The sequence below is a fragment of the Corynebacterium sp. H78 genome (assembly GCF_037572275.1).
Taxonomy (GTDB): domain Bacteria; phylum Actinomycetota; class Actinomycetes; order Mycobacteriales; family Mycobacteriaceae; genus Corynebacterium.
The window spans coordinates 99,569-115,730 of sequence record NZ_JBBHKX010000006.1; the positions used below are offsets into that span (position 1 = coordinate 99,569).

Sequence of the window (16,162 nt, forward strand, 5' to 3'; positions counted from 1 at the left end):
GCGTGATGAGGTGTTTTAGAACGGTGGTTCGTCGTCAAGAGGGAAGCCGGCTGCAGCATTGTCATCGAATGAGCCTTGTGCATACGCGCCGCTTCCGAAGACTTGAGCGTGGGATTTGCGCGCCTCGGCTTCATCCAGCCCAAGTGCAGCGAAGAGCTGCTCTTTTGTCCAGATTTCGATATCCTGTCCCTGCTCCTGCAGCTCTCGGGCACGCCTTTCTTTTGATGTCACCGAATCCCACGGTCCGGCCACAAGAATGGTGGTTTTCTTGGTGACTCCCTTATTAATGTCCGCTCCCGCATCAGCGATCTTTTCCCACAACTGGCCTTTGTCGAACGGGTCGAAGTCTCCAGTCAGCGTCACTCGCTGGCCGAAAAGCAATCCCTGGGGATCAGCATGTGGATTCGGCTTGGGGATTGTTGTCGGTGTCTTCGCCGCATCCCACTTTGCTTGCCGACGAGCCCCTTGATTCCAATTCCCGCCACGACCAGCAACTCCAGAAGTGGTGCCTGATTTATACCTGACCTGGCGCAGCTTGCCTCCACTAATCTCGCCGAGACTCAGACTCAGAGTTTCAGACAACTCTTGGACGCTGGTGGAGTCCTGCTTGTGCATCAGCCATGTGGCGATATGAGCACAGGCAATGGCATCCGCCGTGGCATCGTGGTGTTCGGTCAAGTCGTAACCAGCAGCGGCAGCTAAGGTCGGCAGCTTCAAATTCTGCAATCCAAGCTCTGCTTGCCGAGCCCACCTATACGTGCAGCCGAACTTAACCTCAGGGGCTTCGATGCCCGCAGCCTGGCAGCCTTCATACATCGCAGTGAAATCAAACTTCGCGTTATGCGCGACGATGGGCATGGTTCCAACGACTTCGGTGAACTCCTGCACTCGTTGGGTAAACGAAGGTTGGTCTGCAACATCTGCTGGCTGGATGCCATGCACTGCGATGTTGTCCTCCGAAAACTCTTCCAATCCTGCAGGAGGTCGACACAACCACGAGTACGTGCTGTCGATTACACCGTTCTTTACGACGGCCAGACCCATTTGGATCACGGAGCCGAACGCAGCGTTTGCGGTCTCGACATCGAACGCAACGAAATCCTCCAAGCTACGATCGGCTGAACCTGATGTGTCTTCCTTTTGCTCAGACATGAACGGAAGCGCACCAGATTCTGCAATCTGCGTGAATTCTGGTGTGGGAGCAACTGCAGACATTGGGGCAGGGGTATCGATGATCACGTCAACGCCGTGGGTGTCTGTGTCTACGAGGGCTTGTGCTTCAGCCGCAAAGTCACCAGCTTTTGCCGCCGTCACGAGCACAACAAGTCGGTTGGCGGTGTCCACTGCAGCTGGTGTCACGCGAATCGCTGGAGCGTGAGGTCCAAACTTCACGAATCCTGGTAAAAGCGCTGTTGGAGCAGTGAAAATGAAGGATGGAGCTTCCACCGCGACGTCGTCAAGCGGAACGCGGACGGGGCCATTATCGGAGCTGTGAATACGAGCCCGTCGATCAACGGTCACGAATGATTCGGAAACGTGCACGATGAAACCGGAAAGCTGGAAGGCGACCATCATGGAAACCAGGGTAGCGGTCGGTGCGGATTGGCTGATCGACACGCCCTTTTGGGGGAGTAAGCGGAAGTGGAAAACCACATTCGACACGCGATTGGCGTCCGTATGATTTTTGATCGGACATTACCTATAATTCAGTCGCCTGCTAAAGATGATGGGAACAGAAATATATTTCGCTGAGCGGACAATGTTCTGTGACCGGAAGCTCGTGCAGGGGCGCGAGGAGCACGTAAAAATGTGACACGCGTCTCATGTTTTGGCCCCCTGAGACAGTTTGTTGGGTAATAATACCTGTGGGAAGCAACATGAATTCGTGCATAACCTGCATCGAAAACATGCAAAACCCACGTAAACCTGTTGTGTTTTCTACCGACTGCCCCTAGGACATCAAGGAAATAAGGAGCATCCGCTTGACCAGTGCTATTCCTGTACACCCTGGTTCCATCCTCAATGACGAGTTTCTGACGCCACGTAAGGTGTCCATCTACCGCCTCGCAGTAGGCATTGGAGTGCCAAGCTCAACGCTCGAGCGTTTCCGTAACGGTGACACCGCTGTCACCGAAGATCTTGCGCAGCGCCTGGCCAACTATTTTGACACCGACCCTGAGTACTGGATGAATTACCAGCGCGACTTCAATAGCAGCGCGGCCTAATCCCTGTTGTCGATTCGTAGGACAATGTAAAGAGTCGGCACCAACAAGAAAGCCCAACAACCATCGTGGTTGTTGGGCTTTTCTCATGCCTTCGCGCACTGCGCTTCTGGTTAGTGCTTTTCGATCAAGATAATGACTGATCGGGCTGGCACTCGAAGCTCGCCTTCAGGCTCGACAATGCGCTCCTTGGCTGGGCGTCCTGTTATTTCAGACGTATCCACAATGATTTCCCACTTGGATGCGTATTCGGTACCTGGAATCTGGAACTGAATATCTTCGTGGTGGGCGTTAAAACACATCAGGAAAGAATCGTCCTTGATGCGCAGGCCACGCAGGTCCGGCTCCGTGATAGCCTCGCCGTTCAGCCAGACCATTAGTGACTTACCGAAGTCGAAGCCCCAGTCTTCCTGAGTCATCACGCGGCCCTTGTACGTTAGCCACGTGATATCGCGATCGTCTGTCTCTGCGCCAAGAGGTCCGCCACGCAAGAAGCGACGACGACGGAACACTGGATGATCGGCGCGCATCTCGATGAGGAAGCGAGTGAAGTCCACCAACTCAGAGTTCGTACGGGTCTGATTCCAGTCGATCCATGCCAGAGGATTGTCCTGGCAATAGACGTTGTTATTACCCTTCTGGCTGCGTCCCATCTCGTCGCCGTGGCTCAACATTGGCGTTCCTTGCGAAAGTAGCAACGTCGTCAAGAAATTGCGGCGCTGACGTGCGCGGAGTTGCAGAATGCGCTCGTCGTCGGTAGAGCCTTCGACACCACAGTTCCACGAGCGATTGTGTGATTCGCCATCGCGGTTGTCTTCACCATTCGCTGAGTTGTGCTTCTCGTTGTAGCTGACCAAGTCGTTCAGCGTAAAGCCATCGTGAGCGGTAACGAAGTTGATCGATGCGGTCGGGCGTCGATCATTGTTGGCGTACAAGTCGGAGGAACCGGTGATTCGAGATGCGAACTCGCCCAGGGTTGATGGTTCGCCACGCCAGAAGTCGCGGATGGTGTCGCGGTACTTACCGTTCCACTCGGTCCACTGAGGTGGGAAGTTGCCGACCTGGTAGCCACCTTCGCCGACATCCCACGGCTCGGCAATGAGCTTGACCTGGCTGACAATTGGGTCCTGCTGAACCAAGTCGAAGAATGCAGCCAATCGGTCGACGTCGTGGAACTCGCGGGCAAGGGTGGAGGCGAGGTCGAAGCGGAAGCCGTCGACATGCATTTCGGAGACCCAGTAGCGCAGCGAGTCCATGATGAGCTGCAGCGAGTGTGGGTGGCGTACGTTCAGGGAGTTACCGGTGCCGGTGTAGTCCATGTAGTGCTGCTTATCGCCATCGACAAGACGGTAGTATGCCGCGTTGTCAATGCCACGGAAGCAGATGGTTGGACCCATGTGATTGCCCTCGGCGGTGTGGTTATACACCACGTCGAGGATTACTTCGATGCCGGCATCGTGGAATGCGCGAACCATTCCCTTGAACTCGCTGACGGCACCACCAGGTTTGGATGAAGCTGCGTAATCCTGGTGCGGAGCCAGGAAGCCGAATGTGTTGTAGCCCCAGTAGTTACGCAAACCCAGGTCGCGAAGGCGATCGTCCTGGAGGAACTGATGTACTGGCATCAGCTCAATGGCAGTAACGCCCAAGTCTTTCAGGTAATTGATGATGGCCGGGTGGGCCAAACCTGCGTACGTGCCACGCAACGTCTCCGGAATATCCGGGTGCTGCATGGTCATGCCCTTGACATGCGCCTCGTAGATAACTGTTTCGTTGTACGGAGTGCGCGGGGAGCGATCTGCAGCCCAGTCGAAGAAGGGGTTAATGACGACCGACGTCATCGTATGCCCAAGGCTGTCTTCCTCGTTGCGCTTCGACGGGTCATTCAAGTCGTAGCTGAAAAGCGAAGAGTGGCCATCGAACTCGCCGTCAAATGCCTTGGCATATGGGTCGACGAGGAGCTTGTTTGGGTCGCAACGGTGACCGTGCGCCGGATCGTAGGGGCCATGCACTCGGTACGCGTAGCGCTGTCCCGGCACGATTCCCGGCAGGTAGCAGTGCCAGATGTGAGCATCTACTTCTTCGAGCGGGATGCGGGTTTCCGTGCCTTCTTTGTCAATAAGGCAAAGTTCAACCTTCTCTGCAATGTCCGAAAACAGAGCGAAATTCGTGCCCGCACCGTCGTATGTCGAGCCCAAAGGATACGGTTCTCCTGGCCAGACTTGGTATCCGCCGACAGTATTAGCTTGATTCATGGTGAATACCTTAGTGCTAAGGCGCGAGAATAGGTGGAATTAAACAATCAGACACTCATCAAATTATGTCGAATTGGCGCGCCTACCTCAGTTGAAATGCATTCACTGCCGGTCGTTTTCGCGTGTCGACGTCGTCGTCGATCAGCTTTTCGACATGCCGGTGGATTCCCGTCGTGAATGTTGGCGACCAGTTATTGCCCGCAGGTACGTCGAATTAACCCGAACTGTGGGGGAGACAATCGTGTCAAACGGTGTTTCTTCAACGCTCGCATGCTGTGTTTCGTGGTTGTCGACGCGCGAAACTTACTGAACCGGTTTAGATTCGTAATTATGAGTCAGCGAACCATTGGAGTAACCGAAGTCGCCTTGCGTGATGCTCATCAGAGCTTAATGGCAACGCGCATGGCAATGGAAGACATGGTCGATGTCTGCGAAGACATGGACAAAGCAGGCTTCTGGAGTGTCGAGTGCTGGGGCGGAGCAACGTTCGACTCCTGCATTCGATTCCTGAATGAGGATCCATGGGAGCGTCTACGCACCTTCCGTGAACTCATGCCAAATAGCCGCCTGCAAATGCTGCTGCGTGGACAGAACCTCTTGGGCTACCGCCACTACGAGGACATGGTCGTCGATAAGTTCGTGGAGAAGTCCGCGGAAAATGGCATGGACGTGTTCCGTGTATTCGATGCGTTGAACGACCCTCGCAACCTCGAGCATGCGATGACCGCAGTGAAGAACGTGGGCAAGCATGCACAAGGCACGATCTGCTATACGACGTCGCCATTGCACGACATCGACGGATACATCAAGCTTGCGGGTCGTTTGCTTGACATGGGCGCGGATTCCATCGCGCTGAAGGATATGGCTGCGTTGCTGAAGCCACAGCCTGCATACGACATCGTCCGTGGTATCAAGGAAACCTACGGCGAAGACACGCAGATCAATGTGCACTGCCACTCGACCACGGGTGTCACCTTGGTCACGTTGATGAAGGCTATCGAAGCTGGAGCGGATGTCGTCGATACCGCGATCTCGTCGCTCTCCTTGGGGCCTGGCCACAATCCAACAGAGTCTCTCGTTGAGATGCTCGAAGGAACCGGCTATGACACCGGCTTGGACATGAACAACCTCATCAACATTCGTGACCACTTCCGCACCGTACGCCCGAAGTACGCGGAGTTTGAGTCCAAGACGTTGGTCAACACCGACATCTTCATGTCTCAGATTCCTGGTGGCATGTTGTCGAACATGGAGAACCAGCTCAAGGCGCAGGGCGCTGGCGACCGCGTGGAAGAAGTAATGCGCGAGGTTCCAATCGTCCGCAAGGATGCGGGCTACCCGCCACTGGTCACACCGAGCTCACAGATCGTCGGCACGCAGGCTGTGTTTAACGTCCTGATGGGGCGCTACAAGGTCATGACTGCCGAGTTCGCTGACTTGATGTTGGGCTACTACGGCGAATGCCCTGGCGAACGTAATCCAGAGCTGATTAAGCAAGCCGCGGAGCAGACCAAGAAGGAAGCCGTTACGTGCCGCCCAGCAGACTTGCTTAATCCTGAGTGGGATGACTTGGTTTCCCAGGCAGCTGCACTCCCGGGTTACAACGGCACCGACGAGGACGTCCTGACCAACGCACTGTTCCCATCTGTCGCGCCGGGCTTCTTCGAGTCGCGTGCTGAAGGGCCAAAGAATGTTGGTAAGACGGCCGAGCAGATGAAGCGCGAACAGGATCAAGCGACCGGCGCAGCGAACGCTATCCGCGAGCCAATCAAGTACAAGGTCACCGTGGGTGGCCGCTCGCAAACCGTCCAGGTCGAACCGGCCTAAGCAACGGCAGAACTACAACACGTAAAAGATTGTGAAGAGCTGATTTATATGTCTAACGAATCCTCTAACAACGCTCCTGCAGCTGTTGCTGACGCCTCTATGGACGAACGCCTCGAAGTGCTCTACGAGCAGCGCGCACGCGTCGCAGCTGGTGGTGGCGAAGCTCGTCAGGAAAAGCAGCGCGAGCGTGGCAAGATGACCGCCCGCGAACGCCTGGTAGCACTCTTGGATGAAGGTACGTTCCACGAAACCGGAATGTTCATCACCCACCGCACGACTGACTTCGGCATGGACAAGGCTGATGCCCCGGCTGATGGCGTCGTCACGGGTACCGGCGCAGTGCTCGGTCGCCCTTTGCATATCGCATCGCAGGACTTCACCGTGATGGGTGGCTCTGCCGGCGAAGCACAGTCCAAGAAGGTTGCGGCCATGATGAAGGCATCCGCAGATACGGGCACCCCATTCGTGTTCATCAACGATTCCGGCGGAGCTCGAATTCAAGAAGGCATCGACTCACTGTCCGGCTACGGCCAGGTGTTCTACAACAACGTGCTGCTATCCGGCTTGGTTCCGCAGATTTCCATTATCTCCGGCCCGTGCGCTGGTGGTGCTGCGTACTCGCCAGCATTGACTGACTTCATCATTCAGACGCGCAAGGCACAGATGTTCATCACTGGCCCAGGCGTGATCAAGGCTGTCACTGGCGAAGATGTCACCGCAGATCAGCTCGGTGGAGCTGATGCGCACATGGCGAAGGCCGGCAACATTGACTTCGTTGCTGACGACGATGAGCAGGCAATTCTCATCGCCCAGAAACTACTGAGCTTCCTGCCACAGAACAACACTGAGGAAGCGCCAGTCGTGGACCCGGTATTGGATGTGACCCCGGACAATTCGCTGCGCGATGTCGTGCCAGTAGACGGCAAGAAGGGCTACGACGTCCGCGACGTCATTACTCGCGTCGTGGACAATGCAGACTTCCTCGAGTCTCAGGCAGGTTTCGCACAGAACCTGGTCGTCGGTTTCGGACGTATCGCCGGTCGTACGGTGGGCATCGTTGCAAACCAGCCAGCAGTCATGTCGGGTGTTCTCGACATCAATGCTTCCGACAAGGGCGCTAAGTTCATTCGTTTCTGTAACGCGTTCAATATCCCGCTGGTTACTTTTGTGGATGTCCCGGGCTTCATGCCAGGCGTCGCGCAGGAACATGGCGGCATCATTCGCCACGGCGCAAAGATGCTGTACGCATACTCCGCTGCAACAGTGCAGAAGATCACTATCGTGCTGCGTAAGGCATACGGTGGCGCCTACCTCGCAATGTGCTCGAAGGACATGGGCGCCGACCGTGTCTTTGCATGGCCAACCGCTGAGATCGCAGTGATGGGTGCCGAAGGTGCTGTCAACGTTGTCTTCCGCAAGGACATCGCAGCAGCTGGTTCGGAAGAAGAGCAGGCGAAGGTTCGTAATGAACGCATTGCCGAATACAAGTCTCGATTCTCGACGCCGTACGTAGCCGCCTCCCGCGGACTTGTCGACGATGTCATTGATCCAGCAGAGACGCGTATGCAGATCGCAGATGCTCTAGAAGTGCTGGCCAACAAGCGCGTTGTACGCCCAGGCAAGAAGCATGGATTGGGGCCGATGTAAGCCATGACCACCGAAAACATGACCGGCGCTGGAGCCGGCGATGTTGCCGAACTCCGCGAACTCGTCGCCGAGATGGGGCGTCGCTTGGATGCGACGTCGCAAAGCTTGAGCACTGCGACCGCGCGACTGAAGAAGGCGGAAGCCGAGCTGGTCGAGCTACGAAAGCGCGTCGACGCCGACATTCCGGAAGAAGCAGTCATCGCTATTTCGGCGGCGGTATCGGCGTACTTGGGTAACCGCGGCACCGTGAAGGCAATCCGCTACAACCGTCACCGCACCTGGGCTATGCAGGGGCGTCAAGTTCAGCAGCTCCGACTGCGCTAGCAAACACCGTGTGAATCGAGGACAACCATGAAGTTGAAAGTCACCGTCAACGGCATTGCCTATGACGTCGAAGTTGAAGTTGAAGAAGAACAGAAGCGCCTGTCAACCATCGTGATGGGAGGCGGTGCAACCGTCACCAACACCTCCGAACCAGCTACTGCGAAGCTGTCGGGTGTGTCGTCGAACTCGGTCGTCGCGCCACTCGCTGGCTCCGTCAGTCGCATTCTGGTGGAGGAAGGGCAGCAGATTACCTCCGGCGAGGTTCTGCTCATCCTGGAAGCGATGAAGATGGAAACCGAGATCACTGCACCTCACGACGGCACCGTTGGCAGCATCAACGTTGAGGTCGGCGAATCGGTGCAGGGTGGACAGCCACTCGTATCGGTAGAGTAACCGAACAACGGCCACGGGCCCTGGTCGGTAAAGAGCATTGCTTGTTGCGTCACATTTGCGGTGATGAAGAACGGTTGAGTTTCATAACGGCATAAGTAATAACTTAGAATTTTTACTATGAATGCCGTTCTTCTCGCCGTTTTGGTGATGCTGATCCTCGCAGTGAGCAGGGTCCACGTCGTTATTTCACTCTTTGTTGGTGCCCTTGTGGGTGGCCTTGCCGGTGGGCTTGGCATCGATGGCACCATGGTTGCGTTCCAGGACGGCCTGTCCGGTGGCGCAAAAATCGCGCTGAGCTACGCCTTGCTCGGCGCTTTTGCTATGGCAGTGGCTAGTTCCGGACTTCCACGTTTGCTGGCAGAGTGGATCATTTCGAAACTGGGCACTGAAAGTGAGACAGCGAAGAGTGCCACGATTGCTCTCACCAAGTTTGGCATGATTGCCGGCATTTTGGCGATGGCCATCATGTCGCAAAACCTGATCCCGGTTCACATCGCGTTCATTCCGCTGATCATCCCTCCACTGTTGAAGATCATGAACCGACTACGCCTTGACCGCCGACTGGTAGCAAGCGTGTTGACGTTCGGTTTGATCACCACCTACATGTGGATTCCACTGGGCTTCGGCAACATCTTCTTGAACGAAATTCTGCTGGGCAATATTGAAAAGGCCGGCATGAATACGAATGGCATCAACGTCTTCACGACCATGGCAATTCCTGCAATGGGCATGATCGCCGGTCTTTTGATCGCGATATTCTTCTCCTACCGTAAGCCGCGTGACTACGAAGATCTGCCTATTGTTGGCGCAGAAGACACTGAAGATGAGCCAATTTCTCGGTACCGGGTCATCGTTGCAGTGATTGCGATTATTGCAACCTTCGCAGTTCAGGTCGTCATGCAGTCTATGGACTTCGAAGCTGATTCGCTTCTCGTCGGTGCTCTGGTAGGCCTGGCGATCTTTATGGTTACGGGTGCCGTGAAGTGGCGTGAAGCGGACGATGTATTCACCGCAGGTATGAAGATGATGGCACTCATCGGCTTCATCATGATCACGGCACAGGGCTTCGCCGCAGTGATGAGCGAAACTGGCGAAGTAGAAAATCTCGTCACCGCCTCTGCGGACATGTTCGCTGGCAACACGGGCGCTGCTGCAGCGGCGATGCTGGTCGTCGGCCTCATCGTCACGATGGGTATTGGCTCTTCGTTCTCAACGTTGCCTATCATCGCCACCATCTACGTTCCACTGTGTACAACGATGGGCTTTTCACCGGCGGCCACTGTTGCCATTATCGGTGCTGCAGGTGCGCTTGGTGACGCCGGTTCGCCAGCATCTGACTCGACTCTGGGACCAACGGCTGGTTTGAACGCAGACGGCCAGCATGACCACATTCGCGACTCCGTGATTCCAACCTTCATCCACTACAACCTGCCGTTGCTGGTATCCGGTTGGATTGCAGCCATGGTTCTCTAACCGCGAGGCACAATCGGGTTCTGACCGCGCCTCGTTCATTGTGGTGCGTCAGATCCGTGTGGCAGTGTTGAGCTAACAATCACGTCAAGGAGGTTCGTCGATAGTGGACATTGATGACCTGGATTTCGAGTTTCCAGAGGGGTCTTTTCGTAAGCTGCTCGGATTCTTCATGATCTGCATCGGCATCCTCGCATTTGTTGTAGCTGCAGCTGCACTCACGGCGTCAAATGTGCAAGGGGCGATTGCTCTCGGCTTCATCGGAGCTGGTTTAGGTCTCGGGGGCTGGCTTGTTGCCAGTGCCCGATGGTGGACTGGCGTGGCAGTGTTCCTCGGCTGTGTTGTCGCCGGCATAGTGCTTTCGCCTTTGACTTCCGCATAAGAACCAAGCCGGGATGGCATCACCGTCCTGGCTTTATCTCATGCAACCACTACTTAACCTGCTGCTTCAATGCCTGCAAGGATGATCTCGCAGCCTAAGCTGATGCGCCGCAAACCCTGCTGCCGGATCTCGTCCACGCTTAACGACGGGTCGTCCTTCGCCAGCTCTGCCATTCGCTCAGTAGTTTGCTCGTCCAGGGTCGTACCAATTGTGAAGTGCACCAATGTCGATGCCAAATCGGTAGCTGAAAAGTTGCTTGGAGCGTCGTCGAGGAGCGGTGCTAGCAGTGACAGCGGTGAAAGCTGCGCAGTGCCCGTGGCCATGGCTGCGGCGACGATCTCAGCACCATCGCGATGATGGGTCAAGCATTCGTGGAATGCAGTGATGAACTTGCTGACATTGTCGCGCCACCCTCCGGTGAATTCGCGAGTGGTGAGCGGAGTGAGGATGCGGTCAGCAACTGCGCCCAAAAGTGCTTGCTTCGATGGGTAGTGCCAGTACATGGCGCCTGCTGCGACATCGAGATGGCGAGCTAGTCGGCGAATGGTGAGGTCTTGGAGACCGTATTCGTCGAGGATTTCAAGCGCGGCATCCAAGATGATTTCTTTGGTCAGTTGCACAGTGGTCAACCGTAGCTGAAAAAACCGAGATGGTGATGAAAACACCGGGGGATGGCCAAATCACCACTCGGGTTGAACAGTGTTCTAGTATTGCAGTTAAACTAACTCGAGCACTGTTCAATTCTGTTTGACTCTGTTGTGCTTGACCCCCTTTTCCGAGAACTGGAGACATTAATGGCAGCCACCCCTGAAGCAGCAACCCTGGATCGCGACATCATCGAGATCGCCCGCGAGAAGGTCTTGGGTCGTGGTGAAGGTCTGAACTATGAAGAGACCGTTGCTGCTCTGAACATTGATGAAGATCGCATCGAAGAGCTCCTGCAGCTAGCCCATGAAGTTCGTCTGAAGTGGTGTGGTGAAGAAATCGAGGTCGAAGGCATCATTTCGCTGAAGACTGGTGGCTGCCCAGAGGATTGCCACTTCTGCTCCCAGTCCGGCCTGTTCGAGTCCCCAGTTCGTGCGGCGCGCCTCGACATCCCTTCTCTCGTGGAAGCAGCGAAGCAAACCCAGAAGACGGGCGCTACCGAGTTCTGCATTGTTGCAGCAGTAAAGAGTCCAGACGACGCACTGATTAGCCAGATGGAAAACGCAGTAAAGGCCATCCAGGCGGAAGTTGACATCAACGTCGCTGCGTCGCTTGGCATCTTGTCTCAGGAGCAGGTCGACCGCTTGGCTGCTGCAGGCATTCACCGCTACAACCACAACTTGGAAACCGCAAAGTCCTACTTCCCGCAGGTTGTTACTACCCACACGTGGGAGGAACGTGCGGAAACCCTCCGAATGGTTGGCGAAGCAGGCATGGAAGTATGTTGTGGCGGCATTTTGGGTATGGGCGAAACCGTTGAACAGCGTGCAGAGTTCGCTCAGGATTTGCAGAAGCTCAACCCAACTGAGGTGCCAATGAACTTCCTTGACCCTCGTCCGGGCACCCCATTCGAAAACCGTGAGCCACTGCCAGCAAAGGATGCATTGCGTGCAATTGGTGCGTTCCGACTGGCGTTGCCAAAGACCATTCTGCGCTTCGCTGGTGGACGTGAGTTGACCTTGGGCGACCTGGGTGCTGAGCAGGGTCTGCTCGGTGGCATCAACGCAGTTATCGTCGGCAACTACCTGACCACCCTGGGACGCCCAGCTGAGCAGGATCTGGATATGTTGGGCAAGATTCGCCTGCCAATCAAGGCTCTGAACGCCACCGTCTAAGAGCTGTTCAAACAAAGACCAAACGTAGAACTGTCAACCGGCAAGGTGCGCACATGATGAAGACAGCGAACACGGATCTCCTGCAGGCAATCGTCGTGCAAGACGAACCCATTTATGATCCATTCACCGGGGCGCATCTCGCCGCAGGGGAGTTCAAGCAGCGGAGCCATAGCGCTCGTGCAGGCCTCGAAGCTCCTCGTTACTGCCAGCTGTGCGGGCGTCGCATGGTGGTACAGGTGCGCCCCGACGGGTGGACGGCCAAGTGTTCTCGCCATGGCGAGGTCGATTCAGAAATGCTTGAGCGTCGCTGACCGTATTTAGTCACGCTCATCAGTAACACAATTGGGCAACACTGTTCGGCCATGTCGAGACTCTAGTAGATTCTTGGCATGGCCAATTCTCTTCCTACTGCTGCCCTCGGTGGGCCGTCGTCGCACAGCGGTAATACGGACGACGCCAGTTCGCCGGAAACCATGTCAGCTGCAGAAATCAAGAAGCTGAAGAAGTCACTTGTGAAAGATTTTTCTAGCGTCGTGCTGCAGGCCATCATCTTGTCTGCCGGTGCCGGCATTATCTGGGGTGTTTTGCGACCAACACAGGAAGTCGTGGGAGCAGGCAATGGACAATTGATGATTCCCCAAGAATCCCTCGATGCCAGTTTTGCCACCGTCCTCACCTATGTTGCCGTGATTGCGGTCGCGGGCTTGATTCTCGGAGCAGTGACGTACCGTCGCCTTCCGCAACGGCGCGGACTCGTTATGCAGAACTGGGTTGGCCTCTCGGGGCTCGTAGGCGCGGGCGCATTTACTCTCGCCGGTCAGTTCGTGGGATCGTTTCGCACCACGGACGTTGCGCACCTCAAAGTGTGGGAGACAGCGACGATAATCCCTGAATTCTCCACGTATATTGCCGGTTTAGTACTGCCGCTCGTGGCGATGATTGTGTATTGGCTTGGGCTCGTGGTGCTTGACGACGACTCGTCGGAAAGCGAACAGATTGTCTCACAAACGTAGTTTCGTGGCTCCAAGTGCAGAATTGCGCTGCCATCGGACTAAGATTGTGGCCAGCTACCCCCTGATGTCACGGTTGGGTGCGTCTTTGATGCCCGCGAGGGCTGCAGGCCGACTGTGACACCCTTGAAAACTTGTAAGGAAGAGTCACGTGACCAGCCAGCAAGCTACTACGTTGCAGCCAATCGAGTCTGAATTGGCAAAGAAGGTTGTCGACAACGGCACTAACTACGAAGGTGTCGAAGCCACCCCTGAATGGGCTGCTGAAGTAAAGCGACTGGCGAAGGAACGCAACGCCGTCATCTTGGCCCACAACTACGAGTTGCCCGAGATCCAGGATATCGCCGACTACACAGGCGATTCGCTGGGGTTGTCCCGTATCGCAGCAGAGACGGAAGCGGACGTGATTGTGTTCTGCGGTGTGCACTTCATGGCCGAGACCGCGAAGATCCTGAGCCCGGACAAGACGGTGCTTATTCCAGATGAGCGTGCAGGCTGCTCGTTGGCTGACTCCATCACCGCAGATGAACTGCGAGAGTGGAAGGCGGAGCATCCGGACGCATTGGTTGTCAGCTACGTCAACACGACGGCCGACGTTAAGGCTGAAACCGATGTCTGCTGTACGTCGTCGAATGCTGTCGATGTTGTTGCGTCGCTGCCTGCAGATAAGGAAATCCTGTTTAACCCTGACCAGTTCCTCGGCGCACACGTCAAGCGGGAAACTGGCCGCGAGAACATGCATATTTGGGCGGGCGAGTGCCACGTGCACGCGAACATCAACGGTGACGAGTTGGCGCGTCGTGCAGCTGAAGACCCAGAAGCTGACTTGTTCATTCACCCAGAATGCGGTTGCGCTAACTCTGCTATCTACCTGGCAGGCGAAGGCACGATTGCTCCAGAGCGTGTGCACATGCTTTCAACTGGCGCAATGTTGACGGAGGCCAAGAAGGTTGAAGACGCGCACAAGCCAGGCGCCAAGGTTCTGGTGGCTACCGAAGTGGGCATGTTGCACCAGCTGAAGAAGGCCGCGCCAGGTGTTGAATTCGAGCCAGTGAACGATCGCGCATCCTGCAAGTACATGAAGCTGATTACGCCAGCGGCGCTGCTGCGTTGTTTGGCCGAAGGAGTCGACGAAGTTGGTGTTGATGCCGACATCGCTGAGCGTGCTCGCAAGTCGGTCGAACGCATGATTGCTATCGGCAATCCTGGTGGCGGTGAATGATCCCGTCACCCTCCGGCTACGACTGGGATCTGTCCTGCGACCTGCTCATTATCGGTGCGGGCGTGGCAGGGTTGTCAGCTGCCCGTCGTGGTCGCGAACTAGGTCTTGATGTCCTGCTCGTTGACAAAGGGGAGTGGCGTACTGGCGCTCGCTCACACCTACGCTTCGACACGGCAGCCACGAATCTGGCACAAGGCGGCCTAGCGGTTGTCGGCCTTGCCGACGACCCGACGGGCCACCTCGCCAACGGCATCGATGATTCCGTCGAATCGCATGTCGCCGATACCCTCGACGCCGGTGCCGGTCACTGCGATGAAGATGCAGTACGCAGCATCATTGGCGGAGCTGGCGAAGCAGTGGAGTGGTTGATCGGCCTCGGCGCTGAATTTGATCCTGATCCGACGCATCCAGAAGTGCTGTCGCGAACTCGCGAAGGTGGGCATAGCGCTCGGCGCATCATTCACGCTGGCGGTGATGCAACTGGAGCCGAGATCCAACGCGCTCTGGAAGCGTCTGTGTCAGGAATTCGAGTTCTGCAGAATGCCGCCGCCGAGGATATCGTCGTTGACGATTCTCGCCGGGCGACAGGCGCGCTCATTCGAGATCCCCGTGGTTTGGGTTGTGTGACATCGACTGCCACACTCATTGCGACCGGCGGAGTAGGTCATCTCTACCGCTCTACGACGGCGCCAGAAGGCGCTTTCGGCGACGGCCTGTGCCTGGCCCTGGACGCCGGCGCAACTCTAGCCGACATGGAGTTCATTCAGTTTCACCCAACTGTTCTTTTTGACCGCGATCGCCGTGGACGTCGCCCACTCATCTCTGAAGCTGTTCGAGGTGAAGGAGCACGACTTATCGATTCCCGAGGAAAGAGCGTCACCGATGGTGTCGATCCACGCGGGGACTTGGCACCACGCGACATCGTCTCGCGTGCCGTCGCTACACGCATGAGCGAACTTGGCGACGACTGCGTTTACCTCGACGCACGTCATATTCCAGACGTATGTGAACGCTTTCCGACGGTCACCGCAGGGGTTGCCACAGCCGGATTGAATCCGGCGACTGACTTGTTACCAGTCGCGCCAGCGGTGCATTACACCTGTGGTGGCATTGATGTGGATGTGCATGGTCGGACCTGTGTGCCACAGCTGTACGCAGGGGGAGAGTGCTCGCGAACTGGTCTGCATGGCGCTAATCGCCTGGCATCGAATTCGTTGCTTGAGGGCTTAGTCGTCGGCAAGCGAGTCGCAGAAGATGCAGCATGGGTGCTAGAAGTACAAGGCGCCGACAAGAACCCCGCCGCGTTGCCATGGCCAGCGGAAGCGTGCGTGAAGCGTGCGGGGCGACCTGCACGCAGCGCAACGGGGCGACGGCGCCCACGGTTAAGCGCCCGGAATCTGGATAAATTGCAACAGGCCATGACACGTGGTGCTGGGGTAACGCGCAATGCCGAGTCCCTAGCGTCCGTTGCGGCGGTGCTGGCGACGTTGCCTGCTGCTCCTCAAGTCGTGGTTGCGAAGGCGATTGTCGCCGCTGCGGCGCAACGTCCGTATACGCTCGGATGTCATACCTGGTTGGAATAAAGAAGAA

General features: G+C 56.3%; 15 protein-coding genes. 12 read left to right on the top strand and 3 right to left on the bottom strand.

The window, feature by feature from the left end:
• Nucleotides 1–15: 15 nt before the first annotated feature.
• A complete protein-coding gene (locus WG934_RS09935; RefSeq protein ID WP_339989942.1) occupies nt 16–1,575 on the bottom strand; it encodes an exonuclease domain-containing protein in 1,560 nt (519 codons plus the stop codon).
• A 407-nt stretch (nt 1,576–1,982) separates the two neighbouring features.
• Here WG934_RS09935 and WG934_RS09940 point away from each other — a divergent pair, with 407 nt between their 5' ends.
• Entirely contained in the window at nt 1,983–2,225 is a 243-nt protein-coding gene (locus tag WG934_RS09940; protein ID WP_339989943.1) for a HigA family addiction module antitoxin, read from the top strand.
• Between the two features lie 110 nt (nt 2,226–2,335).
• Here WG934_RS09940 and glgX read toward each other — a convergent pair whose 3' ends face one another.
• The gene (gene glgX / locus WG934_RS09945; RefSeq protein WP_339980176.1) at nt 2,336–4,477 is read right to left on the bottom strand and encodes a glycogen debranching protein GlgX; all 2,142 of its coding nucleotides are present in this window, start codon (nt 4,475–4,477) and stop codon (nt 2,336–2,338) included.
• Between the two features lie 330 nt (nt 4,478–4,807).
• On the opposite strand from glgX, the gene WG934_RS09950 reads away from it, so the two are divergent.
• From WG934_RS09950 to WG934_RS09975, 6 genes are all read left to right on the top strand, one after another.
• Nucleotides 4,808–6,304, top strand: a complete 1,497-nt coding sequence (locus WG934_RS09950) for a methylmalonyl-CoA carboxytransferase subunit 5S (protein WP_339989944.1) — start codon at nt 4,808–4,810, stop codon at nt 6,302–6,304.
• A 48-nt stretch (nt 6,305–6,352) separates the two neighbouring features.
• On the top strand, nt 6,353–7,951 hold the full coding sequence (locus tag WG934_RS09955; protein WP_339989945.1) for an acyl-CoA carboxylase subunit beta: 1,599 nt from the start codon (nt 6,353–6,355) through the stop codon (nt 7,949–7,951).
• Nucleotides 7,952–8,023: 72 nt separating this feature from the next.
• Nucleotides 8,024–8,275: a hypothetical protein gene (locus WG934_RS09960; protein WP_339980292.1), complete on the top strand. Its 252-nt coding sequence runs from the start codon at nt 8,024–8,026 to the stop codon at nt 8,273–8,275.
• 27 nt (nt 8,276–8,302) lie between these two features.
• Entirely contained in the window at nt 8,303–8,668 is a 366-nt protein-coding gene (locus WG934_RS09965; protein WP_339980179.1) for a biotin/lipoyl-containing protein, read from the top strand.
• Nucleotides 8,669–8,785: 117 nt separating this feature from the next.
• Nucleotides 8,786–10,141 carry a Na+/H+ antiporter family protein gene (locus WG934_RS09970; RefSeq protein WP_339989946.1) on the top strand — a complete coding sequence of 452 codons (1,356 nt, stop codon included), beginning with the start codon at nt 8,786–8,788 and terminating at the stop codon, nt 10,139–10,141.
• A gap of 103 nt (nt 10,142–10,244) precedes the next feature.
• The gene (locus WG934_RS09975) at nt 10,245–10,520 is read left to right on the top strand and encodes a hypothetical protein (RefSeq protein ID WP_339989947.1); all 276 of its coding nucleotides are present in this window, start codon (nt 10,245–10,247) and stop codon (nt 10,518–10,520) included.
• 53 nt (nt 10,521–10,573) lie between these two features.
• Here WG934_RS09975 and WG934_RS09980 read toward each other — a convergent pair whose 3' ends face one another.
• Nucleotides 10,574–11,140: a TetR family transcriptional regulator gene (locus tag WG934_RS09980; RefSeq protein WP_339989948.1), complete on the bottom strand. Its 567-nt coding sequence runs from the start codon at nt 11,138–11,140 to the stop codon at nt 10,574–10,576.
• Nucleotides 11,141–11,314: 174 nt separating this feature from the next.
• Here WG934_RS09980 and bioB point away from each other — a divergent pair, with 174 nt between their 5' ends.
• The 5 genes from bioB (at nt 11,315) to WG934_RS10005 (ending at nt 16,155) form a co-directional block, all read left to right on the top strand.
• On the top strand, nt 11,315–12,340 hold the full coding sequence (gene bioB / locus WG934_RS09985; RefSeq protein ID WP_339980185.1) for a biotin synthase BioB: 1,026 nt from the start codon (nt 11,315–11,317) through the stop codon (nt 12,338–12,340).
• Between the two features lie 56 nt (nt 12,341–12,396).
• On the top strand, nt 12,397–12,651 hold the full coding sequence (gene bsaP, locus WG934_RS09990) for a biotin synthase auxiliary protein BsaP (RefSeq protein ID WP_339980293.1): 255 nt from the start codon (nt 12,397–12,399) through the stop codon (nt 12,649–12,651).
• Between the two features lie 78 nt (nt 12,652–12,729).
• Entirely contained in the window at nt 12,730–13,353 is a 624-nt protein-coding gene (locus WG934_RS09995) for a hypothetical protein (protein ID WP_339989949.1), read from the top strand.
• 193 nt (nt 13,354–13,546) lie between these two features.
• A complete protein-coding gene (nadA, locus tag WG934_RS10000) occupies nt 13,547–14,572 on the top strand; it encodes a quinolinate synthase NadA (RefSeq protein ID WP_339990009.1) in 1,026 nt (341 codons plus the stop codon).
• Nucleotides 14,569–16,155: an L-aspartate oxidase gene (locus tag WG934_RS10005; RefSeq protein WP_339989950.1), complete on the top strand. Its 1,587-nt coding sequence runs from the start codon at nt 14,569–14,571 to the stop codon at nt 16,153–16,155. The genes nadA and WG934_RS10005 overlap by 4 nt, the downstream gene beginning before the upstream one ends.
• The last annotated feature ends 7 nt before the right edge of the window (nt 16,156–16,162 follow it).